Origin of the sequence: Hydrogenophaga borbori, from assembly GCF_003417535.1 — a bacterium.
Taxonomy (GTDB): domain Bacteria; phylum Pseudomonadota; class Gammaproteobacteria; order Burkholderiales; family Burkholderiaceae_C; genus Hydrogenophaga; species Hydrogenophaga borbori.
Map to the genome: position 1 here is coordinate 156815 of NZ_QVLS01000005.1, position 23641 is coordinate 180455.

Consider the following 23641-nt stretch of genomic DNA (forward strand, 5'->3'; position numbering starts at 1 on the left):
AGACAAGTGAGACTCACGAGAACCGACTCCAAAACTCCGACCAGAATGGCGTGTCGCGCAGCACGAGGTCTTCATACATGGCCATCTTGGATGGGCTTCCTTCCCGAATCGCCGCGACGGCTGGTGCGAGCGGCTCGAGCCAGGTTTGAGCTGCCGTGATGAAGTCTTCGAGCCGCAAGCTGTCATCCGCGCGTTCGAAGGCAACGCGGTGAGCAGCGATCCACAGTGCGATGATGACTCGTTGAATGCCTGCGGTCAGATCAATGATCAGCTTGGCAAGGTTGTCGTCGATCGGGAGCTTCTTCTGAACATACTGATACCGCGCAAGCACGTCCAGAAACTGGGACCTAAATCTTGGCGCAGTGTGATCGGAGAACTGTTCGAACCGATGGTAACCGGCAGTATTCAGTCGCTGCAAGGTACTCAAGCGCGAGGTCAGAGCACCGATTCCATCCGGCGTACCGGACACAAGCACTGGTATCTGGCCTGTGTTGACGAGATTGAGGAACCAGCGCACGACGCGATCTTCTACGATGCTGATTTCCGGCCGTTCTGCGGTGCCAGCGCGGTTGACTCGTTGCTTCAGGGACGAGATCTTGAAGAGATTCTGAATTTCATCGAGATGAAGAATCCCAAGGAAGCCAGACACGGCGACTTGCCGCCATTCGTCCAAAGCTCGCATTCCATCTGGAATTCGTTCCTTCGCCAGCCAGTTGTCGAATCGCCGACCGCCAGTGGCCTCGTCCCACGCAAGCATCAGCGCACGCGCAAGGTCCGATGAGCGCCCAGAGGGTGGAGCCTCTACGGACAGCCACAGGACTTGGGTCAACCCCCCGATGACCTTTGGGAATCGTTCATGACGAATGACCTGAGGGCCAAAGGCATGTAGGCATCGAAGGCAGGCCTGTGTTTTGCCGACACCAGACAGCCCCTCTACTGCTGCCGCGGTTGCTTGTGGAATTCGAATGCCGGCGCGAGTCGCATCTCCACTAACTGAGGCCCAGGTAGACGCTTGTCTGGGGTCTCTGTAGCTGTATCCCTGGCGTACCATCAGATCGATTGAATGAAACAGGCGTCGCTCGACCAACGTCGGGACATGCAAATCACGAACAGACATCAAGTCATGCAGACGAACATGCTTCGGAGTCGAGCCCAGATCTGTGGGTTCCGGTGGCAGATAGAGCAGGGAACTGAGAGTGGCGTCCGACGATTGAATGCCTGGCAAACACTCCGTGAGGAGGTTGCCCGCGTATGGGTTTGAAGGGTCCTCTGCCTTCATCTACCTGTCTCGGTTTGCGCGTTCGAGCAGTGTGGACATCATCGCGTCGTGGGCGATCTCCGCTTCATACCGAGGTACTTCCAAAGGGCAAGACTCCGCCATAGGATGCGCAAGTGATGCAGCTTCCTCCAAGTGGCGAGCCTCTGTCATTGTGGGCATCGGCCCGTCGAACTTGTCGATCGCTTCTTGAGTCAAGCGATTTGCATTGTCCCGGATCTCTTGAAGGCGCCTTCGTGACTGAATGGAGGCCGCAAGCCGTGCATGTTCTTCAGCGGGCCTGTCCATGACCTCTTTTGCGAGTACGTCTGCCCACTCATCCATACTGTAGTGAGGCGATGCCCTCGACTCGCCGGTCAAGGTCATCTCAAACATCTGGTGGTCCTTGGGCGACGGCGTCCAAATCGTTTCCATGCCACCAGGGTGATGATGAACGGGTACGTTCCAGCCGCCGAAGTTCCGCGCGCGGGTGGTCCATTCAAGCTCATGAATATGATTGGAGGTGTACATGCAACCAGCATGCCAAACCCCATCTGATTTGACACGCGCCGTAGCCGCGGGGAGCAGCTCAGCGACGAGGTCATGCTCAAACACTTGACGCTGATACGCAGCCCCGACAGAGTGACCCCAGCGCCAAAGGCCTGCCGGAGATGGGAACACGCCGGCAGCTCTCATCTCGCCCGTCATTCGATCGCTACGGTTTGCAGTGAAGTTGTAATCCGCAAACGCAATCGATAAGTAGTCCGCGTAGTCTTTCAACGTAAAGGTGCACTTTCGCGGATCGACCTTGCGCAGCTCGAGTTCATGTCGACGAGCGTCCATTGCGCCTGGAATGAACCAGAATTGCTCGTCCTTGATGATGCGAAACTGCACCTCGACCGTACCCTTCAGATCCCCGCGGTAGGGAGGTGTGTAGGCGACGTCGTAGTCGAGCTTGAGTGCTGTGTGCTTGTGTCCGGCCGAGAGATACTCGCCGCGGTCACACAGGAGGCGGTAGCAGAGAGTTGGGGCTGGAACCAACTGCGTTGCCAGCGCGAACTGAGGAATTCGTGTGGAAAGTGAATGCGACATGCACGCGTTGAAGATGGCGACCTTTGCGGTCGACCAGCTGGGACCCGTGAGGCAAATGTAGAAGCCCATGATGGCCGTCGACCAGATGTCGACAATGATGTACACAATGGGACGACCGATAATCCAGGCTCGTTTCACCGATGATCGAAGATAGATGTCTCCTATCGTTGAATCGATCGCCCAGGTGTGCGCCGGACCGGGTACACCCTTCCAGCTTCGTGCAGTCAGACCTCTCAACTGGCTGTTGAAATGATGTTTTGTAGTTTGCTCCGCTAGACGCTCGAGCTGACTCGAATCCCACATGAGCACGCGTCGAATCTGCTGGGCGTTCGGATACGATCCCTGCGGGCCTAGTTCGTACTTCACTTCACCATCAACATCCTTGGCCGTTGCAACAAAGGATGAGCCCAAGATCAGCTTTATCCGCGCTGGCATCGGCGGCTTAGGCCTGGGGATCTGTTTGTCTGCAGCAAGAATCCGCAAGCGCCAGTCCGTGCTCATGCCAGGCTGAATCGAAGCAATGGGAACTCCAGTGGCGCGTGCGATTCTTTGTGCGGTAGATTTCCGCCCCGCCTTGCCTCGAGTGGGCGCCTCGTTCTTGGGCGGGTCGCACGGCCTCGCTTCCCCTGGGGCGCCACAGCGATGACGCAAGGGGTACAGGCTCGACTCGTGCATGCCCCATCTGCACAAAGACGACCAATGCTTGTAGATGTAGGCGCGACTGACCCGCTTGGTTTGCATCGTTTCACTCACAAGTGGAGCAATGCTCTTGTGAACGATGATGCACTCTTGGAGTTTTACCAAGTCCAGAAAGAGCGCCATCTTGGCGATCCGGTCCTCGTGATCGATTCTTGCCAGCTCTCTATTTCCTCCGCGACCCTTTGACGATGGATCGGATCCATTCGGTACAAAACGACGCTCAACAGAAACTGGCAAAAGGAGCTTCGCCGAGTGAAGCTCCTGGAGTTGCGTGCGGTCGAGCCACAGGAGATTGCCGACCAGCCGCGCGGGTGGCTTCTTTCGAGGTCGCCGGAGGCGCTCTATCGTTACACGTGCTCTCCCTCCCTTGGACTTCGTCGGAGAACTTGCCTCAGAGTAGAGGAGGACCGCGCATGTCACATCCAACTCAGGGGCGTCGAGTATCACCCGGTAGATGCCTGGAAGTATGTTGCTTCGACTTCGCGAGCGATTGACCACACGGAACGTCGAGTCGGCGATCATTTCCACGAGGTCCTCCGCATCTCGATAGGGTTGTAGGCCAGAAAGGCCTCGCGTTCTATCAAGCGGAAGGGAACATGAAACTTGATAGGTCGACGGAGATCGACGGACAGAGGGCCGTGTACGACGGATTGCCACAGAGCCTTCTGCGCTTGCGGCTCCGAGCCGAGATGCTTGGTGAGGAGATGAATCAACTCAGTAATGGATCTGAACTGATTGAGCTCGACGAGCTTTGATGCGAACGTCCTCTCCTGCTCGGTGGTATCACGGTGGCGCGTCCAACATGCGACAGTTTTTAAGTTGTCCGCGACGGCGGGGTGAAAGACCTCGGGAGTGATGAGGAGCCAGTCGATGCCTCTGCATTCCCAGTACGCCCTCTCGACCTCAAGTAGATTCATCTTGCGTTTTGGTAATCGGGCATCTTGCTTGCAGGCCACCGCTGTTGCGTTGAAGCGCCCATCTCCTCCACGCCTAACCACGAAGAAGTCGGTGGACATGCGCCACAGAGCTGTGGCGCCATCGCCGCTGGTTCTCGGGTGTTTGACACCCAGCTGCAGACAAAGTCCGACCGTCCCTGGAAATAGCCTAAGTGGGTTGCCTTGGTCGTAGTCGAGCAGCGGATGATTGGATGGTTCGATGGATAGCCGATACTGCTCAAGGCAGTCCGTCACATCGGTCAGCATCCGGATGAAGTACAGGCCAACGAGTTCTTGATCGCTCAACAAGTGCCGTTGTCGGCCGTTCCAGATATGGAGGTGGCTTCTTCCAACGGAAGCCGGATCACCGCGCCCGACTTGGTGCCAAGGGACATAGAGGTCGTAGGTGCCTGATCCCCTGCCTTGGCGTTCGAAGCGTTCCAGCACCTTGGGCGTAAAGCGTTTCGTCGTTCTCATGCAATCCCCGAGAAAAAGGAGAAACGAAAGGGGATTGACGAGACCGCTTGACGACTCGTACACTGAAGCAGTCCTGCAAAGACTTCTTCGGAATCCCCGGAGAACCGGCGGCGACCCGTTACAGCGGGTCGCCGTTTTTCTTTGTCTACATGTTCAGCCTCCTACGATGGTCGTGTGCGATCACGCACCCAGTGCGAACTGGGACCGTCCTTTCCTGCGTGATGAGTTGCGCGAACGAAGAACTCGTGAGCGAGAGTGAGGTGATAGCCGGCGGAACCCCGTGGGCCTGACACGGTCGTTGTTGCGGCTTGCCAGAGAGTTTCGCTACGGGGCGAACTTGCCTTGACCCGGTGCTTGGATTGAGTACCCTTGGCGTGCCAGTGCTGAGGGGACTTCTCCGAGGCTTCAGGTAGACAGGTCCCCAGAGCGGGATCTGTCTGCTTGATTTCACATGGTTTCCTCCTGCAAAAGGGACATCACACGATCCAGGACATCATCCGGTAGCTGGTTGGATCTTGATCTAAGGGTGAGAATGCAGGCGCTCACTCTCGGAGGAAGGGGATTTCCGGAGTACATGTCCTGAATGGCTAGGCTAACCAGCATCTGCCGATCGTCGTCGCTTAATTCCAGGTACGAGGCAATGCTTGTGACGCGACTTGGGGTGGCCAATCGCTTTGAGTTTTCGAGCTCACTGTAGTAGCTCGTGGAGAGACCAAGCAGAGAAGCCATACTCGCTTGGCTAAAACGTCTAGTGGTACGCAGCCGGTACAGCATTTCGCCAAAGCTGCTAGGTGGCTGAGACACCTTTCCGGTCCGGTTACTGGCTCCGCCGCGAACTGGCGGATGGTCCGGCGACGGACATCCGAGATGGTTCGGCTCAAGAGCCATTCTCATGTGTGGGACCTCGCGCCTTGATCGGAACTTCTGTGTTTGACGGCTCGGAAAGTATGTGACCAGGTCGCTGGTTGAGATCAAGAAGTTGACATGGCAATAGGTGAACTCCTTCTTCTCACCTTTCACCAGCGGTGAGAACAATGAACGAGTTCTTCTCACCGTTCACCAAAGGTGAGAACAACGAACGAGTTCTTCTCACCATACTGAACTGTCAGATTGATCGAGGACGTCGTACCACCATGGTTGGGATTGAAGGAGATGCCAAGCACTGGCCGCAAGAGTGGTTGCGGCAGCTTCCGTTGCGTATGGAGGCCATGCAGCATGCAGGCGTACGTCGAAGTGAATTCCATTTTGCCGCGTACGTTCTACTCTGAAGACAGCATCTCAGTGCGTTCAGCCGCCATTCGACGCCTCTGAATATGCCGTTCACGGTTGGGCACTAGGTCTAGGATGGCGAAGTCGGCGCTTCAATGCAGCCTCTCTGGCCGCCGATGCTCCTGTCCCCACTCATACAGAAACCGCGTAACCATGCGCCGAACCTCCCTGGCATTGAGCCTCGCATTCGAATAGACCGAGCTTGGTGGTATAGGAAGTACGCCTGCTGGGAGACCCCATTCAATTCTGATGTCTTCCACCACACCTCGCGCCAGAACGGGCATGTGCTCCCGCCGAGGCTCAGGCATGTACACGATGATGAACCTCGAAAGCAGTGGTCGCGGAATGTTGCCAAGCCCGTTCGCCGTGGCCCAGAAACTCAGCCGAGTCATGTCGCAGGTCGTCTGAAGGAACGTGTCGTGCCAGCGCTTGGCTGACTCCGATTCGAGGAGACCCAAAAGCACAGACGTGATGGGCGCGCTATTGCTCGTACGACTTGTCACTTTGTCCAGTTCATCGAGCAACACAAGGCCGCTCGCGCTCTGGTGCCGCAACATCAGATTCAAGAGTGGCGACGGTTCGCCAGAGGCCCAACCCCTCGGCGTTCCGGTAATCGGTTTGCTGTCATGCATGCCACCAATTCCCAGCGGCAAGAACGGCAGCTTGAGTAGTTCCGCGATGCGACGTACAAATCGTGTCTTGCCGGACCCCGGGAACCCAACCACGAGCACAGGAGGTAGCTGCAGTTGTTGCACGCCGAACAAGCAACGGGATTGCAGCAAGACCCCCAGTTCGTCGATAGCCGCGTCCGCCCAGGGGAACTCGGCCCTCATGGCGATCAGGATCTCTTCGACGTGATGTAGTGGCGGCATGTGCGCCACTGGCAGGTAACCCAGCAATGGCTCGTACTGCTTGATGACCTCCCTGTCTTCCTTGCAGTTGCCGGGATTGATCGGTCCGTGAACCACCCGAAGCACATGCGCTGTTTGCGTGGCGTCGGCGCTTCCATCGATGGTCGAAAACGCGCCTTGCGCTGTGGAGGCCATTGCAGCGATTTGGTCACCTCCAAAGACGTTCAGCGCGACGATCTGCTGCAGTCGACCATTCCATAAAGTCGCACATTCCATGGCATCCCGTCGTTGGCGCAGGTGCTTGGTCAACGCAATCCAAAGCCCCATGCCCACACTCTCGAAGAACTGCTTGCGAGCCGCTTCTGCGCGCAACGGAAAGTGCTGCGTGTCGTTGACCGATAGGACCGCAATGGCACGGATGACCGCCAAACAGTCTCGCGTGGACCAAGTCGAAAGCTTTGCGTCCCGCTCAGCCTCCATCGCCAAGTCGATGCACTTGAGGAGTGTTTCAGCTACCGATGCGGGAACCAGAAGTTTGGGCGGCGCACTCGCCGAAGCCGTCTCTGCGAGCACAAGCCTGGGCAGCCCATAGTTGCCCAGCGACGTCGGCGCCACTTGCCATGCACCATGAGCGAGCGCCAGATCACTCATGGCCAACTGGACCATGGCGAACGCCTCAAGCAGATAGGCGTTTCGCGTGTTTCGGCCCATCTCGTGCAGCCACTCGTTGCGAAAATTCCGAACGCTGTCATCATCGAGCTCAAGGGCCTCGAGCTCTTCGAGGACCCTGATGGCAAGTTCTGAACGCCTGGGGCTCTCCACAGGGGATGAGAGCGCTCGTCTGATCAGGCGTCGAAACGCGCCGAATCGCCGAGGTGCGTTGTTCGTGTCCGTTGCGATGAGCAGCAACGGGTGGCGGAAGCCTCGTCCGCCAATGAGTGAAGAAGTGGGTCGAGCGTCGGTGCGCTCCTTGGCATCTGCAACCATGTTCGCCTCCAAAAAGGTGGAACGGTTGCGGTGCAGGTCCTGCGGTGTTGCAGGACGTTCGGAGAGCAACCCCCGAGTCGTGGGACAAAGCGCCCACGAAGTCAGGCTACGTCACGTTGCATCGCGAAGCAAGCTTCGAGTTCGAAGTGGCCGACGAACGCGAGCGGACGACGAATTTGCGCTATCGGATACTCCGTACACGACTTCGGATATGCCGCAAATTCTTAGAGCGCGAGACACTTGTTGTCGCTCCGTTCTTTTGCCCACCTCAGACGAGGCTGCGGGCGAATTCATCGACCGTCATCACCTCGGTGCCTGCCGCGCGCGCCCGGTCGAACAGGTCGTCGGCGAGTGATTCGAATCCGGGCACCGGGCTCATGCAGTCGCGAAGCAGGACCACCCGGGGCGTGGCCGCGGGCGTCCTCCTGCCCAGGAACCGCATGAACTGGTCGTAGCTGGCCGCCACGCAGTGGCTCGAGGCCTGGCCCGCGATCGCGATCACCTCGGCACCGTCGGCCAGTGCGGTGGCCAGCGTGGTGTTGAACTGCGTGGCCGGCACCGAGGCCACGGGCGCGTCGGCCTCGAACACACCGAAGTGCTCGCTCAGTGGGTATTCACCCTTGAGCACCTTGGTGACGGCGCGCTGGTGCGCCATTTCCCAGGCCGCGAGGCTGCGCGCCAGATCGCCCTGGATGTTGTGGCCCCAGGTGCCGGTGACGCAGTGCACCGGCCAGACCACCATGCCCGCCTTGCCGGCCGCGGCCAGTTGCTCGAGCATGCCGATCACCTGTTCGGTCAGGCGGGCGTCGCGCGGCCGGTAGGAGCCGGCTCGCACATCGTCCGCGGTGATGAAGCTGAACGGCGCCACGGGCTGTCCGTCCGGGCCGAGCCAGAAGGTGGTGCGCTCGACCGCCACGCTGGCGTGCGAGTCCAGCGTGACCGTGATGCCGCCGATGCGGCTTGCGTTCGAGTCAATGAGGCCGGCCAGGCGCTTGAGGTCTTCGTTGGCGCCGGCCACCGGCAGGGCGGCGCCCTCGATGTCGCAGAAGTCGTTCTGGGGATCGATGATGAGCAGTTGGGTGCGCATGGCAGTCACTCCTTGCTGGCAGGCGATTCGACCGATCGGAAGGTGCGCGGAAAGACCGCGGCGCGCTCGCGGTCGAGGATGCGATAGCCCATGGCCGCACGCCCCGCGTCGCCCGCGATCGAACCCGCCTCGAGCAGGAACTGCGCATCGAGCATGCGCTTGCGAAACGCGCTCTTGTCCATGGGGCGGCCGAGCACGATCTCGTAGGTGCGCTGCAACTGCGGCAGCGTGAAGGGCTCCTCCAGCAGGAAGGCCGGCAGCGAGGTGTACTCCACCTTGCCGCGCAGGCGCTCCACCGCCGCGGCCAGGATCTCCGCGTGGTCGAAGGCCAGGCGCTTGCGCAGGGCCGCGTTGACCTCGATCCACTCCGACGCCGCCGACGCCATCTCCTCGCTGTCGGCGGGCGGTGGGACCAGGGCGAAGTAGACATGGGTGGTGCACCACCCGCGGGGGTCGCGCGTCGCACTGCCCCAACTGCCCAGTTGTTCCAGGTAGGGCGCGCTGAACCCGGTCTTCTCGCCCAGCTTGCGCAGCGCACAGTCGGCCAGGCTGGCGTCCAGGTCCACGTTGACGAATCCGCCCGGCAGGGCCAGGCGGCCCGGGAATGGATCGGTGGCTGCCTCCGGGCGGCGCACCAGCAGCACCTTCAACTGCTCGTCGAGCACCGTGAAGATCACGACGTCGACGGTGACCAGCGGTCGCTCGAAGTCGGGTGCCGCAACGCGAGAAGGGGATCGTTGGCTGGCCATGCTTGACATCTCCGGTTTGAGTTGTACTATACAACCCATAAGAGTTGTACAGTACAACTCAATAAGGAGCCCCAAATGCTTGGCATCCGCTTCATCAAGTCGCAGCCCACCACCCACCTCATGCAGTTCCGCGGCGGCAAGCTCGTGCGCGAAGGGGCCGGGCTGTCCTTCTTCTACTACGCACCCACCACTTCCCTGGTCGCGGTGCCGATCGCCAGCCGCGACGCCGGCTTCATGCTGGACCTGGTGACCAGCGACTTCCAGGGCGTGACGGTGCAGGGCGAGCTCACCTACCGGGTGGGCGACCCGGGCCGCATCTACAAGTTGATGGACTTCTCGCTCGAGCCCGACGGCACCACCTACGCCTCGGAGGACCCGGAGCGCCTGCAGGACCGGGTGGTGATGCAGGTGCGCGCCATCGTGCAACAGGTGATCCAGGGCCTGTCGCTGCGCAACGCGCTCAAGGCCACGGCCGAGGTCGCGCGCGCCGTTCAGGAGCAACTGGGCCGCCAGCCCGAGGTGCAGGCGCTGGGGCTGGAGATCCTGGGGGTGGCGGTGGTGGCGATCAAGCCCACGCCCGACATCGCCCGCGCGCTGGAGGCCGAGGCGCGGGAGGCCAATCTCAAGGCGGCCGACGACGCCATCTCGCAGCGGCGCATGGCCGGCGTGCAGAACGAGCGGGCCATCCGCCAGAACGAGCTGGACACCGAGATCGCGGTGGAGGTGAAGAAGCGCGAGATCCAGGAGACACAGATGGAGGCCCGGGCCGCGGCCATGCGGCGCCAGAACGAGTTGCGCGCCGAGCAGATGGGCGCCGACATCGAGCTGGAGAACCAGCGCAAGGCCTTCGTGGCCAGCGAAGCCGAGAACACGCGCCAGGCGGCCGAGGCCCAGGCGCACAAGGTGCGCGCCGTGATGGACGCGCTGGAGAAGGCCGACCCCCGGGTGGTGCAGGCGCTGGCGGCCGTGGGCATGCAGCCGGGCCAGCTCATCGCCCAGGCCTTCGGCGGCATCGCCGAGCGGGCCGAGCGAATCGGGCAGCTCAACCTGTCGCCCGAGTTGCTCAACTCCCTGTTGGGCGCGGGCGGTGGGGCCGCGGCGTCGGCGGTCACGCGGAGGTCGGCGTGACCACCGCCGCCAGCGATCGGCGGGTGGTGCTGGTGACGCGGCGCACGCGGCTCGATACCCTCATCGCGCGCCACAACACGCTCGGGCAGGCGAGGTTCTATGTGGAGCACCTGGGGGCCGACTTCTCGGACTACCTCAAGGAGAACGAGGCCTACGCGGCCAGCCTGCGGGTGACGGTGCAGGCCCTGCAGGCCTGGGGGCGCTACCAGATCGTCGACCGTTCGCTGCTGGCCAACTTCGTCTTCGCGCCGAGCGACATCGTGGTGGCCCTGGGCCAGGACGGCCTGGTGGCCAACACCATGAAGTACCTCGAGGGCCAGCCGCTGGTGGGGCTCAACCCCGAGCCCTCGCGCTGGGACGGCGTGCTGCTGCCGTTCCAGCCGGCCGATCTCGCCGCCATCCTGCCGGGCGTGGCGGCGGACCGGCGCGACACCCGCACGGTGACCATGGCCGAGGCACGACTGAGCGACGGCCAGGTGCTGCGCGCGGTGAACGACCTGTTCGTCGGTCCGCGCAGCCACACCTCGGCGCTGTACGAGCTGTCGCACGGGTCGACCACCGAGTTCCAGTCCTCCTCGGGGTTGATCGTCTCCACCGGCCTGGGCTCCACCGCCTGGCTCAAAAGCATCGTCACCGGGTCGCTCGCGATCGCGCGCAGCCTGGGCGCCAGCACCGACGACGAGGACTACCAGCCCATGCCCTGGGAGGAGCGGGCCCTGGTGTTCGCGGTGCGCGAGCCGTTCCCCACGCGCACCTCTCAGGCCACGCTGGTGCACGGGCGGGTGCTGGCGGGCGCGCCGCTGCGGGTGCGCTCGCGCATGCCGGACAACGGGGTCATCTTCTCGGACGGCATGGAGGCCGACCACTTGCAATTCACTGCGGGGATGGAGGCGAGGATTGAGCCCTCGAGGACGACCGGCAAACTGGTGCTTTGAGCAGTGTTTGGGTATCGGTGTTGAGCAAATGAGGGTCTTGTCTAGTGGGGCAGAGATGGGCCCTCATCGGGGGAATCGAGGCGCATTGCCGTGCGGCTGCCTCAAGCCAAGCCGCATCATCGTGGCCTAGAAGTGACGCTGCAGATACCGAGCTTTGCAGCACCCAGGTATTCGGACTCGGCGAGATTTGTTGGCGCTTGTCAGTGGGCGCGCGCGCCAACGCCCGGCGCGCCGCTGATCTACTTCATTGCGCCTCGTGCCTTCACCCTCGAGGCCGGTAACCTGTTTCTGGACTCCAATGGCATCAATGTCGTCTCCGGCGCCTTGCTCGCGCCTTCGCGGCTGAGCTGTGCCACACGCCGGCGCAGTTGCTGGTGCAGACGCACTGGACGCAGGACCGCATCGCCAGCCGCAGCGGTTTCCGTTCGGTGGACGCGCTGCAGCGCGCGTTCGCGCGCCAGCACGCCGTCACGCCGCAGGCCTATCGCGACGGCGCGCGGCGCCACTGAGGCTGACACGCGCTGCTTCCATTACAGTAGCGCTGGCACCTGTCCGCGCTGACTGACCTTAGGGAGGCAAGAGCTGTCATGACAAGGAAGACAAACGATGCCGTGTGCCACCCGGTGCGGGGGCAGCGTCGCGATGGATCCTTGCGCCACCGGCGCTCGCGCCTGTCGACGGCGGTGCTGGCCCTGGTCTGCGCGACCCTGGGCGCCCCATGGCGCAATCGATCACGGCCATCGGTGACGTGAATCCGGCCCCTGTCTCGACGCCGACCTGGGACGTGCCGGGTGGCGAGATCTATGTCGGCGACACCGGCGGCGTGGGCACCTTGACCATCCAGGGCGGCGCCACGGCGAGCAGCGCGACCGGCGCGCTCGGCTACACCGGGGGCGACGGCACTGTCACCGTCACGGGCAGCGATGCCAGCGGCAGCGTGTCGAGTTGGACCATGCCGGGCGATCTGGCCGTCGGCGCGGGCGGCACGGCGTCCCTCTCCATCCTGAATGGCGGCCTGGTGAGCAACGCGTTCGGCAACATCGCCTCGGGCGGCGGCACGGCATCGGCCACCGTCTCGGGCGTTGACGTCCATGGCAACCGCTCGACCTGGATCAATGCCGTTACCCTCACCGTGGGCAATGCCGGCGCGGGCTCGCTGCTCATCGAGAACGGAGGCCTGGTGCGCAGTGTCCAGGGCGCCATCGGCGGCACCACCGGCGTGGGCCCGGGCGTTTCCAGCGGTACGGTCACGGTCAGGGGCAGCGACGGCAATGGCCGCGTCTCGACCTGGGAACTCGGCAACAACCTGTATGTGGGTTTTCTGGACCCTGGTGACTTGTTCGTTGAAGACGGCGGTGCGATCACGGGCCACACCGCCTACATCGGTTACCAGGTGGGCGGCAACGGCACGGCCACGGTGTCGGGGCAAGACGCCGTCAGTGGGCGCGCGTCGAGCTTCGATTTCTCCGCGCAACTGAACGTCGGCTACGAGGGCACCGGCGAACTGACCATCGAAGACAGCGGCACGGTGCGAACGTCACTGGCCCGCATCGCCGTTCAGGCCGGCTCCACCGGCACGCTGCACCTCAACGGCAATGCGCTCGCGCGCGGCGTACTTGAAACCGACGTGGTGATCCGGGGCGACGGCGCCGCCACGCTCGACCTCAACGGCGGCATCCTGCGGGTGACCTGGGACGAGTCGGACTTTCTGCGCGGCTTCACCACACTGGCCGGGGGCGCTGAGGGCGTGTGGCTCGACACGAACAACCATGCGGTGGGCATCGGCACCGCCTTCACCGGCGCGGCCAGCTTCAACAAGCTCGGCCTGGGGGCGCTGACGATGTCCGGTCTCAGCACCTACGCGGGCGCCACCACCATCACCGCCGGCACCTTGCGCGCCGGCGTGGCCAACGCCTTCAGCGCGGCCTCCGCGCACACGGTGGCGGCCGGCGCCACGCTCGACACGGCGGGCCTGGACCAGACCGTGGCCAGCCTGGACAACGCGGGCACCGTCGCGCTGCTGGGCGCCGCGCCGGGCAGCCGGCTGACGGTGAGCGGCGCCTACGTGGGCCACAACGCGCTGCTGAGGATCGGCACCGCCTTGGGCGACAGCAGCAGCGTCAGCGACCGGCTGGTGCTCGATGGCGCCGGTGCCAGCGCCAGCGGCACCACCACCGTGCAGGTCACCAACCTCGGCGGCCTGGGCGCGTTGACCACGGGCGACGGCATCGAGGTCATCAGCGCCATCAACGGCGCCACCACCACGGCCCAGACCACCCGAGACGCCTTCCGGCTCGCGGGTGATCACGTCGACGCAGGCGCCTACGAGTACCGCCTGTACGCGGCGGACGCCAACGGCGCGGGGGAGAACTGGTTCCTGCGCTCCAGCGCGCTGGCGGCCGATGCCGCCACGCCCGCCTACCGCGTGGAGGTGCCGCTGTTCGCCGCGCTGCCCGAGCAACTGCGCCTGGGGAACGCCGTGATGCTGGGCAACTGGCACCAGCGCATCGGCGATGGCATCGCCCGCGGCGCCGAGCGTCAGACCTGGGCGCGCATCATCAGCGCGGAGCGCACCATCAGCCCCAGTTCGTGGTCAAGGTGGCGCAGCAATTTTGGGGGCACGACCCGCACACTGTTCAAGGACCGGCCGCTCATGAGCGCGAAGCCGATCTGCAGTGCCAAGCCCAGCTTGAGGCTGCCGCTGCGCCATCGCGCCAGCAACTAGTGCTCGGTGCACTGCAGCTGAAAAACGCCTGCAACTCGAACTCGCTGAGTTCGCACGCGATGTCGCGCAGGCACAGGTAAGACGTTTGCAAGCCTTGCATGGCCGCGCTCCTCGACGATTTGGGGGCCGAAAACGATTCGCTGCGGCGAAGTGAACAGCAATGTTCGAACAATCAATGACTTACCGACCACCCCCCCGCGTCAGTACTGGAGAGTTATACGTCACTTTTTGCACTGAAATCAAAAGGACCCCTTGATCGGAACCTTCGCATCTGCCGACCGGCCTCGCGCGGTGGCTGCCCAGATTCAGCCAATCGAACAGACCTATCGTCCGTGCGAAATCCTCGCCATGCTGCCCGGAGCGATGTGGCGCATGGAGTATCGAAGTCGCGCACTCGTTGACATCATGATTGCTAGCCTGAGATTGGAGAGTAGCGCGACCTTCACGACTTCAGTGCATACCATGCGACGCCGTCTCCACTCACGGCGCATTCCACGGCGCTTTCCGCGATGAGGTAGTTCATGCAAGCCACGGCCTCGCCCGTGGCGAGACTCAGTTGCTGTCCATCCTGCGCCCCTATGGCGCGGTGAAAGAGGGCGGGGAACACGTCCACGATCCGTTGCGGCCCGTTGCATAGCGATTGGCGCAGCCGCTCCAGCGCCTGGTCCTGGCTGGCCCTGAGCGAGTCCAGGCGTTGGTGCAGCCCGTAGAAGGGCTCGTTGTGGGAGGGCAACACCAGCACATCGGCGGGCACCTCCCGCGCCAGCTTGTCCAGCGACTCGTACCACTCCTTGAGCGGATTGGCCTGAGGTTCGGTGGCGAACACCGATACGTTCGACGAGATTCGCGGCAGCACTTGGTCGCCCGCGATCAGCAAATTCAGGTTGTGGCAGTACAGGCAGGCATGCTCCGGCGAATGGCCGCCGGTGGTGATGACCCGCCAGTCGTGCGGGCCCAATGGCACCAGATCGCAATCCTGCAGGCGCCGGAAGCTCTCGGGTAGCGCGTGGATGTGCTTGCCGAAGCTGCCAAAGCGGCTGCGGTAGCCTTCGATGGCCGCTTCCGACCAGCCGGCGCGGCGGTGGAACAGCACGCCGTCGGGCGGCGCCTCGCGATTCGTGTCGGCATGCATCACGCGGCAACTCAGGTATTCCAGCCGGCTCATGTGCAATGGTATGCCTGCACGGCGCGTGAACCAGCCGGCCAATCCGATGTGGTCGGGGTGCATGTGCGTGGCGTACACCCCCTGCAGGGGGCGCGCCAGCGGACCCTGCGCCATGAGGGCCAACCAGTCGGCCACGGTGGCGGGATCGTTCAGGCCGGTGTCCACCAGCACCCAGCCATCGCGCGTGTCGATGGTCCAGACGTTGATGTGGTCGAGCCGGAATGGCATCGACAGGCGGATCCAGCGCACGCCGGGGGCGAGTTCGACCGTGTGGCGCGGCGCGGGCGGCTCGAACGGGTAGGTCAGCGCAGCAGTGTCGGGCTTCGTCATGGTGCAAGGTCAGATGCCGGTGAGCCCGCCCGTGCACAGCAGGGTCTGGCCGCTCACGTAGTCAGACTCAGGAATGCAGAACAGGTAGGCCGCGCCGGCGGCCTCCTCGGGCGTGCCGGCCCGGCCCAGCGGGATGCTGCGCTCAAGCATGGCCATCAGGTCCGGGTTCACGCCCACCTTGATCGCGCGTCCATCGACCTGGATGGCGGCGCCGGCATCGGTGGTGGCCTCGGTCATGCGGGTCCCGATGAGGCCGTAGGCCACGCAGTTGACCGTGGTGTTCAGGCGACCCCACTCCTTGGCCAGCGTCATGGTCAGGCCCACGATGCCGGCCTTGGCGGCAGAGTAGTTGACCTGCCCCACGTTGCCGAAGACACCCGCGACCGAGGAGATGTTGACCACCTTGCGCACCACGCGGCGGCCGGCCTCGGCGTCGGTCCGGCTCAGCGCCCGGATCACCGGCTGCGCCGCCCGCAGAATGCGGAACGGCGCGGTCAGGTGCACGTCGATCATCGCATGCCATTGCTCGTCGGTCATCTTCTGGATGACGTTGTCCCAGGTGTAGCCTGCGTTGTTCACAAGAATGTCCAGCCCGCCGAACGCGCTGGTGGCCGTGCCGATCAGCCGGTCCGCGAAATCTGCGTCCGCCACGCTGCCGCAGCAGGCCACCGCCTCGCCGCCCAGCGCGATGATTTCCTCGCGCACGGCCATGGCGGGCTCGTTGTCGAGGTCGTTGAGGACGAGCCGGGCGCCTTCGCTCGCGAGCTTGAGGGCCATCGCCCGGCCGATGCCCCGGCCCGATCCGGTGACCACGGCCACCTTGCCCCGCAATTTTTCCGACATGGTGTGCTTCTGTGTTTACCGGGCGGTTGCCGCCTCGGCGTCGTAGGCGTCAACGCTGCCTTGCTGGCGCAGGACGGCGCGCTGGATCTTTCCGGTCGCCGTCTTCGGCAAGCTGTCCATCTGGCGCAAGTAACGCGGCTTGGCAAAGCGCGGCAGCTGAGCGCTGGCCTGGCGGACGATGTCCGCCATGTCCAGCACCGCGCCTTCGCGGGGCACCAGGGCCAGCATCACCTCATCCTCCCCGCCCGCGCCCTGCGCCGGAACGGCGTAGGCCGCCACTTCGTGGATACCCGGCAACTGGCCCACCACGGCCTCGACTTCTGTGGCCGAGATGTTCTCGCCACGTCGGCGAATGCAGTCCTTGATGCGGTCCACGAAGGTAATGAGCCCCTGCGCGTCCCGCGTGCCGGCGTCGCCCGTGTGAAACCAGAGGTTGCGCCATGCCTCGACCGTTTTCGCCGGGACGTTCAAGTAGCCCGCCATGAAGCCGAAGGGCACCTTGGGCCGCACCAGGATTTCGCCCACCTGCCCGACCGGCACGGGTACGTCGGTCTCTGGGTCGGCGATGCAGATCTCGAATCGGTCCTCGTGCGCCCAGCCGGCCGCGTTCGGCGCCGGCTGCCCGATGCGTCCCCAGATGGGAATGCCGACCTCGGTCATGCCGAACCCGGACAGGACGTCCTTCACGCCGAAGCGCTCGCGGAACACGGCTTCGTGCTGGGCGGGGTTGGGTGCGCTCAGGCTGGCGCGCAAGCGGTGGTTGCGGTCCTGCTCCGTGGGCGGCTGATTGATGACGAACATGGCTGTGGTGCCGAGGTGGTTGGTCAGCGTGGCACCGGATTCCCGGATGTCGGCCAGCCAAGTGCTGGCGCTGAAGCGCTGCTTCAGGAAGGCCGGGATGCCCGCCAGCACCGTGGCCCCCAGTTGCAGGAACAGGCCGTTGGCATGGAACAGGGGCAGGCAGATGTAGTACTTGTCGGTTTCGGTGATTTCCAGGCTGCGTATCGACCCCAGCCCAAGCAGTGCGCAGTGGCAGTGCGGCATCAGCACGCCCTTGCTCGGCCCGGTGGTGCCGGAGGTGTACATGATGCAGAAGATGTCCTCGGGCCTCGGCGCGGGGCCCTCCCAAGGCGCGCAGGCGTTGCTGTCCGTCCAGGCCACCTGGCGCAAGTGCTCGGGCACGGCGGCGGGCGCATCGCCCACCACGATCAGGGTGCGCAGGTGGGGCAGTTCCTCCGCCAGGATGGCGATGTGTTCGACCAGCGATGCGTCCACCACTATGGTGGCCAGTTGGCAGTCGTTCAACTGGTGACGAAGGAATGAGGAGCGCAGCTCGGTGTTGAGCATCACCGCTGTGGCCCGCAGGTAGCCGATGCCGAACGTGGTCGCCACCATGGCGCAGCTGTTGAACATGAAGACGCCGACGCGCTCCTCAGGCTGCACGCCCAGTTGGTGTAGGAAGCCGGCAAACCGCTGGCTGCTCGCGAAGGCCTGCTCCGCAGTGAGGGTGCTGCCCCGGCTGTCCTCCAGCCAGGGCGCGCCAGGGTGGCTGGTGGCCCATTCGCGCAGGGCATCGGTCAGCGTGCATGCGTGGGGTTCGTGGATACGGCTGTACATGGGTCTCTTTCTCCATTCCTTGGAATATCGATGTGGGGCAGGCTCAGACTTCCAGGTTCTTGAGCCAGGGAACGTGGGCCAGCGCCTCCGAGGGAACTGGCTCCAGCACCGATCCCATCAGGCCGTTCCAGCGGTTGAACCATCCGACCATGGCCACGCAGGACACGATCTCGACGACTTCCTCCTCGGTGAAGACCTGCCGGGCCTGCCCGATGGCCTGGGCTGGTTCGCGCACCGGCAGGGTGCCGCCCGCGGTGGCGATGGCCAGCGCCTTGCGCTCCTGCCCGGTGTACCGGGGATCGTCCAAGTAGGACGGCAGCGCGGCCAGCTTGTCCCAACCGATGCCCAGGTGGTGGGCGGCATGGACGAGGTGTGTCGTCGTATAGCGGCAACGCGCGCCGCGCGCGGCTTCCGCGGCGACCAGGAAGCGCAGTGGCTCCGTGAGCAGGCCGTCGCCGCGCAGCGTCACGCCTAGCAGCTTGAGCAGCGCGGGCACCACGCCGGGCTTGCGCGCCATGGTCAGCAGCGCATTCGGGCGATAGCCGACGAAATCCACCAACTCTTCCAGCACGGGGTCTTGGGAGCGGGGGTCGTTTTCATGCAGGGGCACGATGCGCGCGGCGGTGTGGACGTTCATGGGCATGCCTTGACTTGAGATTTTTGTGAACACGGAGCGGTCACGCCGCCGCGCCCGTCGTGATGAGACCCTCGACGTGGGCGCGCTGCGCATCCAACTCCTGGGCCGTGCCGGACCAGGCGACCTGGCCGTGGTCCAGCACGTACTGACGGTGGGCCAGCTTCATCGGCACCTTGAGGTTCTGTTCCACCAGCACGATGCCGGTGCCCTGGCGATGGACCTCGCTGAACACCCGGACCAGCTGGGCTACGATGACCGGCGCCAGCCCCTCGGTGGGTTCGTCGAGCAGCAGCATGCGCGGGTTGCCCAGCAGGGCGCGCCCGATCGACAGCATCTGCTGCTCGCCGCCGGAAAGCTGGTCACCGCCAAAGTTCAGCCGCTCCCGCAACCGCGGGAACACGTCCAGCACCCGATCGAGGGTCCAGTGCCCCGGCTGGTGGGCCAGCGCGCCCATCTTCAGGTTCTCCAGCACCGAAAGGTTGGGGAAGATGCGGCGCGTGTCCGGCACCAGCGCCACGCCGAGCTTGGCGATGGCTTCCACGCCCAGGCCCGAAATGTCCTGCTCACCCAGCAGGCGCCGGCCGGCCACCAGCGGCATCAGGCCGATCAGGGCTTTCAGCAAGGTGGTCTTGCCCGCGCCGTTGCGCCCGACGATGGCGACGATCTCATGAAAATCGATCCGCACTGAGATTTCTTCCAGCGCCAGGGCCTGGCCGTACTTGATACTGGCTTTTTCGAGTTCGATCACTGCGCGTCCTCCCCGAGGTAAATCGAGCGCACCGATTCGTTCCGGCGGATAGCCTCGGGAGAGCCGCACGCAATGACCGAGCCGTTGCTCATGACCACAATTTCGTGGGAAAGCGACATCACCACGTCCATGTTGTGCTCGATCAGCAGCACCGTCCTCCCCTGCGCGGCCTTACGGATCAGGGCCAGTGCGGCCTGGATCTCATGGTGGCCGATGCCGGCCAGTGGCTCGTCCAGCAGCAGGATTTTGGGGTCGGGCAGCAGGGTCACGCCCAGCTCCAGCGAGCGCTGCAGGCCGTAGGGCAGCGTACCCGCGATGTCGTCGCGGTGGGCCGTCAGCCCCGTCAGCTCCAAAATGGCATCCAGTTGCTCGCGGAATTGCCGGTCAAAGTGGCGGCTCATCCAAAAGGGCTGGAACCCCGGCCTGCGCGACTGAGCCGCGACCATCAGGTTCTCCGCCACCGTCATCTCGCCGAAGATCTTGATGATCTGGAAGCTGCGCCCGATGCCCATGCGGGCCCGCTCGTGGGCTGGGCGCTGGCTGATGTCCCGGCCGCCGCAGTAAACCTTGCCGGAATGGCGCATCTGCCGCCCGGCGAGCACATTCAGCAGCGTCGTCTTGCCCGCGCCGTTGGGCCCGATCAGGCCGTAGATGCGGCCCTCCTGGAACTCATGGCTGACGTCGTTGACCGCCTTCAGGGCGCCGTAGCTGACGGTCACGCCCTCGCATCGCAGTGCCGCCTGGCTCATCGGGGACTTCTCCGCCGGTTCTTCTGGTACACCGCAAAGCCCTTCTCCAGTTCGCCGACGATGCCCCGCGGGAAGAATATGGTCGTGAGGATGAACACCAGGCCCAGCACGCCGTACCAGTACTCGGTCCAACTGCTCAGCCACTCCTTGAGCACCTCGAAGGCGATCACGCCGACAGTGGCGCCCCATAGCGAGCCGGAGCCGCCCAGCAGGGTCATGATGATCACGTCCCCAGAGGTCGTCCAGTGCAGCATCTGCGGGTTCATGTACATCAGCAGCGAGGCCAGCAGAGCCCCCGCCAGGCCGCTCAGGCCACCCGAGATCACGAAGGTGATCTGCTTGTATCGATTGACGTTGAAGCCCAGTTGGTCGGCGCGGGTCTCGTTGCCGCGGATCGCCGCGATCACGCGGCCGAACGGCGAGCTGCGCAGCGAGATCACCGCCAACATGACTAGGGCATACACGCCCAGCACGAACCAGTAGTAGTGGACGGGGTCGTAGAAGTCGATGCCCAGGAAACCCGGCCGCTCCACGCCCGAGATGCCGTCCGACCCGCCGGTGAAGCCGCGCAGCTTGCTGTCCGCCAGGATGAAGATCAACTGGGACAACGCCAGGGTCACCAGCGCGAAGAAAATGCCGGACACCCGCAGCGCAAAGAAGCTGAACAGCAAGGCGAACGCGGCCCCCACGATGATGGCCAGGCCGACGCCAGCGGAGAAGGGCAACCCGTACTTCTGCGTCGCCAGGGCCACGGCATAGCCGCCCACCCCGAGGAAGGTGGCGTGCCCGAACGACACCATGCCCAGCGCGCCGAAGACGAAGTCAAAGCCGACGGCGAAGATCGCCCAGATGGCCGCCAGGGTGACCAGTTGGATCAGCGCCTCCCCTGGGTGAAGGAAGGGCAGCAAGATGCCCGCCGCGGCCAGCAGCAGGCCAAAGCAGATGTCGAATCTGGTGAGTTTCATGCCGTCCTCGCCGTCCGGTAGAACAGGCCCTGCGGCCGCGTCAAAAGGGTGCCAATCAGCAGCACGAAGGTCATGATGTCCACCCAGCCGGGCAGGTACACATAGCCCAGCGCACGCACCATGCCGATCAGCATGGACGCGGCAATCGCCCCCCGGATGTTCCCGAGGCCGCCCAGGATCACGACGATGAAGCAGTCGATGATGGTGTTGGTCGCCATGCCCAATTCGATGGGGAACAGCGGCGCAGCAATTGCGCCCGCCAAGCCCGACAGGCCACAACCTGTGGCGAAGACCGCCATGCGGATCGTGCCCACCGGCAGGCCCAGGATGCGCACCATTTCCGCGTCGCTGCTGGCGGCCCGCACGAGCATGCCGAAGGTGCTTTTCTCCAGCACCAGGTACAGGCCCGCCGAGACAAGTGCGCCGAACCCGATCACGAACAGCCGGTACATCGGGATCGTGCTGCCCAGCATGTCCACGGTGCCGTTCCACAGCTGCGGAATCGCTACTTCCTGGTAGCCAGGACCCCAGACGAATCGCACCAGGTCGCTCAGGATCAGGATCAGACCGAAGGTCAGGATCAACTGGTAGAAGTGCGGGCGCTCGTAGAGCGGGCGCAGCGTCAGCTTCTCGATCACCGCGCCCGCCAGCGCGGTGAAGAACGTGGCAGCCAGCACCCCCATGAGAAACGAGCCCGTTCGCCGCCCCGTTTCATACGAGACGTAGGCGCCCAACATGTAGATGGCACCGTGGGCGAAGTTGATCACGCCCAGCATGCCGAAGATGAGCGTCAGACCCGCCGCCAACAGGAAGAGCAGCATGCCCAGGCTCAAGCCAATCACGATAGTTGACATAGTGATTCACCAAGTGCGGGGGGCCGGGGCGGCGCCCCGCAACAGCCCTCAGCTCTTGCAGGCCTCGAACAGCTTCTCTTCGGGGAAGACCTTGGTGATTTTCATCGTCAGGAGGGGGGCCGGCGGGGTGCCCTGCACCACCTCGCCCCAGAAGCCCGGCTGCAAGGCCTGGTGGTCGCAGGCGCGCATGGTCTTCTTGCCCTCCACGGAGTTCTCGCGGACGCTGGTGGCGAAGGCGTCCACCCACTTTTCCTTGTCCCAGGAGCCAGTCTTTTCCACCGTGTCCAGCCACCAGGCCATGCCGTCGTAGGCTTCCCCGGCCGTCATGCTGGGAGAGACGCCGAACTTCTTGCGGTAGGCTTCGACGAACTTGCGGTTGGCGGCGGTGTCGATGGTGTGGTCATAGCGCAAGCCGGAATTGACGCCCAGCGAGGCCGGCCCAGCGGCCGCTGCCATGGTTTCATCGGCAACCACAGGTCCGAAAAGCACCTTGCTCTTGCCCAGGTTCACCTGGCCCGCCTGTTTGAGTAGGGTGACCACGTCCGAACCCGTCAGCATCAGCAGCACGCCGTCGGCGTCGGACTTGGCGATCTTGTCCACGATCGACGAGTAGTCGCGGTTGCCCAGGGGCGGAAAGTCCTCGCCCACGATCTGTACACCGGTGGACCCGACCTGGCTCTTGATCCACTCATAGCCGTCGCGGGTGGCTTGGTAATCGGCGGTGACGGCGTAGATCTTCTTGAGCTTCTTGTCCTGCATGTACACCAGCGCCATGCGGTTTTCCATGCCCAGGTTGTTCGACGTGCGGAAGGTGTAGCGGGAGCCGCCAGGCACGGTGATTTTGTCGTCCGCCGAAATGGTGACGAGGTGGGGAACCTTGCGCTGCTTGGTCAGGTTCATGACGGCGAGCGTGGAGGCGGAGCTGAGCGCGCCGAAGATCATGTGCGAGCCCTCGGAGATCAGCTTGGTGGCCTTCTGCACGGCCGGCTGGGGCTTGGTCTCATCGTCCTCCCAGGTGATTTCGATGGGGACGCCCAGCACCTTGCCACCGCGCTCCTCGACAGCGACCTGCGCGCCTCGACGCATGTCCTCGCCCAGCAGCCCGTAGGGGCCGGACAGCGACAGCACGCCACCGATCTTGAACTTTTCCGGCTTGGTCTGGGCGTACCCGTTGGACACCAACCCCATGGCCGCCGCCGCGGCGACCACCATGCTCTTCTTGAACCATTTCGCAACGCTACCCATGATCTGTCTCCTGTCGTTGGTCACCATGAATTCCAGGTCAGCCGATGCCGGCGAAAATGCCGCCATCAACCATGATTTCAGCGGAAGTGACGTACTTGGATTCGTCACTCGCCAGCCACAGGGCCGTGTAGGCCACGTCCCATGCCTCTCCCATGCGGCCCATGGGACGCTGCCGGTCCCGCTTGGCCAGCGTTTCTTCCAGCGAGGCCTCCTGATATCCGTCCGCCAAGGCCAGTGAAGGTTGCCGAACCATGGGCGTATTCATCAGGTCGGGCATCAGCACGTTCGAGCGGATGCCT

The 23641-nt window shown here is 63.8% G+C and carries 22 protein-coding genes; 5 read left to right on the plus strand and 17 right to left on the minus strand.

Annotation, left to right across the window (positions count from 1 at the left end; translation table 11 throughout):
* Positions 1–13: 13 nt before the first annotated feature.
* The 4 genes from DY262_RS09680 to DY262_RS22210 form a co-directional block, all read right to left on the minus strand.
* Positions 14–1279 (minus strand): AAA family ATPase, encoded by a 1266-nt coding sequence (locus DY262_RS09680; protein WP_116958701.1) that lies wholly within the window; start codon positions 1277–1279, stop codon positions 14–16.
* Positions 1280–3574 (minus strand): transposase, encoded by a 2295-nt coding sequence (locus DY262_RS21595; RefSeq protein ID WP_147326201.1) that lies wholly within the window; start codon positions 3572–3574, stop codon positions 1280–1282.
* Positions 3565–4458, minus strand: coding sequence for a TnsA endonuclease N-terminal domain-containing protein (locus DY262_RS09685; RefSeq protein WP_147326202.1), 894 nt, complete (start codon positions 4456–4458; stop codon positions 3565–3567). Before DY262_RS09685 ends, DY262_RS21595 begins: the two co-directional genes overlap by 10 nt.
* Before the next feature lie 447 nt (positions 4459–4905).
* A complete protein-coding gene (locus DY262_RS22210) occupies positions 4906–5352 on the minus strand; it encodes a helix-turn-helix domain-containing protein (RefSeq protein WP_116958703.1) in 447 nt (148 codons plus the stop codon).
* Between the two features lie 140 nt (positions 5353–5492).
* Here DY262_RS22210 and DY262_RS21600 point away from each other — a divergent pair, with 140 nt between their 5' ends.
* Positions 5493–5726 (plus strand): hypothetical protein, encoded by a 234-nt coding sequence (locus DY262_RS21600; protein ID WP_147326204.1) that lies wholly within the window; start codon positions 5493–5495, stop codon positions 5724–5726.
* 93 nt (positions 5727–5819) lie between these two features.
* Here the strand turns inward: DY262_RS21600 and DY262_RS09695 are convergent, their stop codons facing one another.
* The 3 genes from DY262_RS09695 to DY262_RS09705 all read right to left on the minus strand — a co-directional run bounded on the left by DY262_RS09695 (position 5820) and on the right by DY262_RS09705 (position 9401).
* Positions 5820–7565 carry an AAA family ATPase gene (locus tag DY262_RS09695; RefSeq protein ID WP_116958704.1) on the minus strand — a complete coding sequence of 582 codons (1746 nt, stop codon included), beginning with the start codon at positions 7563–7565 and terminating at the stop codon, positions 5820–5822.
* 268 nt (positions 7566–7833) lie between these two features.
* Positions 7834–8652, minus strand: a complete 819-nt coding sequence (locus DY262_RS09700) for a cysteine hydrolase family protein (RefSeq protein ID WP_070400754.1) — start codon at positions 8650–8652, stop codon at positions 7834–7836.
* A gap of 5 nt (positions 8653–8657) precedes the next feature.
* Complete coding sequence (locus DY262_RS09705; protein ID WP_070400755.1) at positions 8658–9401, minus strand: NUDIX hydrolase; 744 nt, start codon at positions 9399–9401, stop codon at positions 8658–8660.
* Between the two features lie 75 nt (positions 9402–9476).
* Between DY262_RS09705 and DY262_RS09710 the strand changes: the two genes are divergently transcribed.
* From DY262_RS09710 to DY262_RS09725, 4 genes are all read left to right on the plus strand, one after another.
* Positions 9477–10529: an SPFH domain-containing protein gene (locus tag DY262_RS09710; protein WP_070400756.1), complete on the plus strand. Its 1053-nt coding sequence runs from the start codon at positions 9477–9479 to the stop codon at positions 10527–10529.
* Positions 10526–11464, plus strand: coding sequence for a diacylglycerol kinase catalytic domain-containing protein (locus DY262_RS09715; RefSeq protein ID WP_070400757.1), 939 nt, complete (start codon positions 10526–10528; stop codon positions 11462–11464). The genes DY262_RS09710 and DY262_RS09715 overlap by 4 nt, the downstream gene beginning before the upstream one ends.
* Positions 11465–11838: 374 nt before the next feature.
* Complete coding sequence (locus DY262_RS09720; protein WP_416186991.1) at positions 11839–11973, plus strand: hypothetical protein; 135 nt, start codon at positions 11839–11841, stop codon at positions 11971–11973.
* A 209-nt stretch (positions 11974–12182) separates the two neighbouring features.
* Positions 12183–14189: an autotransporter-associated beta strand repeat-containing protein gene (locus tag DY262_RS09725; protein WP_070400758.1), complete on the plus strand. Its 2007-nt coding sequence runs from the start codon at positions 12183–12185 to the stop codon at positions 14187–14189.
* A gap of 442 nt (positions 14190–14631) precedes the next feature.
* Here DY262_RS09725 and DY262_RS09730 read toward each other — a convergent pair whose 3' ends face one another.
* Genes DY262_RS09730 through DY262_RS09775 form a run of 10 tightly spaced genes read right to left on the minus strand, consistent with a single transcriptional unit; the run spans position 14632 to position 23619 of the window.
* Entirely contained in the window at positions 14632–15684 is a 1053-nt protein-coding gene (locus DY262_RS09730; RefSeq protein ID WP_070400759.1) for an MBL fold metallo-hydrolase, read from the minus strand.
* 9 nt (positions 15685–15693) lie between these two features.
* Positions 15694–16527, minus strand: coding sequence for an SDR family NAD(P)-dependent oxidoreductase (locus DY262_RS09735; protein WP_070400760.1), 834 nt, complete (start codon positions 16525–16527; stop codon positions 15694–15696).
* Positions 16528–16542: 15 nt separating this feature from the next.
* Entirely contained in the window at positions 16543–18144 is a 1602-nt protein-coding gene (locus tag DY262_RS09740; protein ID WP_070400761.1) for an AMP-binding protein, read from the minus strand.
* Between the two features lie 43 nt (positions 18145–18187).
* Positions 18188–18781 (minus strand): carboxymuconolactone decarboxylase family protein, encoded by a 594-nt coding sequence (locus DY262_RS09745; protein ID WP_070400762.1) that lies wholly within the window; start codon positions 18779–18781, stop codon positions 18188–18190.
* A 40-nt stretch (positions 18782–18821) separates the two neighbouring features.
* Positions 18822–19529, minus strand: a complete 708-nt coding sequence (locus DY262_RS09750) for an ABC transporter ATP-binding protein (protein WP_070400763.1) — start codon at positions 19527–19529, stop codon at positions 18822–18824.
* Positions 19526–20278, minus strand: coding sequence for an ABC transporter ATP-binding protein (locus DY262_RS09755; protein WP_070400764.1), 753 nt, complete (start codon positions 20276–20278; stop codon positions 19526–19528). Before DY262_RS09755 ends, DY262_RS09750 begins: the two co-directional genes overlap by 4 nt.
* The gene (locus DY262_RS09760) at positions 20275–21243 is read right to left on the minus strand and encodes a branched-chain amino acid ABC transporter permease (protein ID WP_070400765.1); all 969 of its coding nucleotides are present in this window, start codon (positions 21241–21243) and stop codon (positions 20275–20277) included. The genes DY262_RS09755 and DY262_RS09760 overlap by 4 nt, the downstream gene beginning before the upstream one ends.
* Positions 21240–22097 carry a branched-chain amino acid ABC transporter permease gene (locus DY262_RS09765; RefSeq protein ID WP_070400766.1) on the minus strand — a complete coding sequence of 286 codons (858 nt, stop codon included), beginning with the start codon at positions 22095–22097 and terminating at the stop codon, positions 21240–21242. The genes DY262_RS09760 and DY262_RS09765 overlap by 4 nt, the downstream gene beginning before the upstream one ends.
* A gap of 48 nt (positions 22098–22145) precedes the next feature.
* Entirely contained in the window at positions 22146–23408 is a 1263-nt protein-coding gene (locus DY262_RS09770) for an ABC transporter substrate-binding protein (RefSeq protein ID WP_245980922.1), read from the minus strand.
* Positions 23380–23619 carry an SDR family oxidoreductase gene (locus tag DY262_RS09775; RefSeq protein WP_070400768.1) on the minus strand — a complete coding sequence of 80 codons (240 nt, stop codon included), beginning with the start codon at positions 23617–23619 and terminating at the stop codon, positions 23380–23382. The genes DY262_RS09770 and DY262_RS09775 overlap by 29 nt, the downstream gene beginning before the upstream one ends.
* Positions 23620–23641 lie beyond the last annotated feature (22 nt).

What these genes read in the sequence shown, in the direction of transcription:
- DY262_RS22210 (WP_116958703.1), bottom strand. Translation starts at nt 5,352, where the DNA reads ATGAGAATGGCTCTTGAGCCGAACCATCTCGGATGTCCGTCGCCGGAC.
- DY262_RS09685 (WP_147326202.1), bottom strand. Translation starts at nt 4,458, where the DNA reads ATGAGAACGACGAAACGCTTTACGCCCAAGGTGCTGGAACGCTTCGAA.
- DY262_RS09760 (WP_070400765.1), bottom strand. Translation starts at nt 21,243, where the DNA reads ATGAAACTCACCAGATTCGACATCTGCTTTGGCCTGCTGCTGGCCGCG.
- DY262_RS09700 (WP_070400754.1), bottom strand. Translation starts at nt 8,652, where the DNA reads ATGCGCACCCAACTGCTCATCATCGATCCCCAGAACGACTTCTGCGAC.
- DY262_RS09755 (WP_070400764.1), bottom strand. Translation starts at nt 20,278, where the DNA reads ATGAGCCAGGCGGCACTGCGATGCGAGGGCGTGACCGTCAGCTACGGC.
- DY262_RS09710 (WP_070400756.1), top strand. Translation starts at nt 9,477, where the DNA reads ATGCTTGGCATCCGCTTCATCAAGTCGCAGCCCACCACCCACCTCATG.
- DY262_RS09740 (WP_070400761.1), bottom strand. Translation starts at nt 18,144, where the DNA reads ATGTACAGCCGTATCCACGAACCCCACGCATGCACGCTGACCGATGCC.
- DY262_RS09730 (WP_070400759.1), bottom strand. Translation starts at nt 15,684, where the DNA reads ATGACGAAGCCCGACACTGCTGCGCTGACCTACCCGTTCGAGCCGCCC.
- DY262_RS09705 (WP_070400755.1), bottom strand. Translation starts at nt 9,401, where the DNA reads ATGGCCAGCCAACGATCCCCTTCTCGCGTTGCGGCACCCGACTTCGAG.
- DY262_RS09765 (WP_070400766.1), bottom strand. Translation starts at nt 22,097, where the DNA reads ATGTCAACTATCGTGATTGGCTTGAGCCTGGGCATGCTGCTCTTCCTG.
- DY262_RS09725 (WP_070400758.1), top strand. Translation starts at nt 12,183, where the DNA reads ATGGCGCAATCGATCACGGCCATCGGTGACGTGAATCCGGCCCCTGTC.
- DY262_RS09680 (WP_116958701.1), bottom strand. Translation starts at nt 1,279, where the DNA reads ATGAAGGCAGAGGACCCTTCAAACCCATACGCGGGCAACCTCCTCACG.
- DY262_RS09735 (WP_070400760.1), bottom strand. Translation starts at nt 16,527, where the DNA reads ATGTCGGAAAAATTGCGGGGCAAGGTGGCCGTGGTCACCGGATCGGGC.
- DY262_RS21600 (WP_147326204.1), top strand. Translation starts at nt 5,493, where the DNA reads ATGAACGAGTTCTTCTCACCGTTCACCAAAGGTGAGAACAACGAACGA.
- DY262_RS09775 (WP_070400768.1), bottom strand. Translation starts at nt 23,619, where the DNA reads ATGCCCGACCTGATGAATACGCCCATGGTTCGGCAACCTTCACTGGCC.
- DY262_RS09745 (WP_070400762.1), bottom strand. Translation starts at nt 18,781, where the DNA reads ATGAACGTCCACACCGCCGCGCGCATCGTGCCCCTGCATGAAAACGAC.
- DY262_RS09770 (WP_245980922.1), bottom strand. Translation starts at nt 23,408, where the DNA reads ATGGCGGCATTTTCGCCGGCATCGGCTGACCTGGAATTCATGGTGACC.
- DY262_RS09695 (WP_116958704.1), bottom strand. Translation starts at nt 7,565, where the DNA reads ATGGTTGCAGATGCCAAGGAGCGCACCGACGCTCGACCCACTTCTTCA.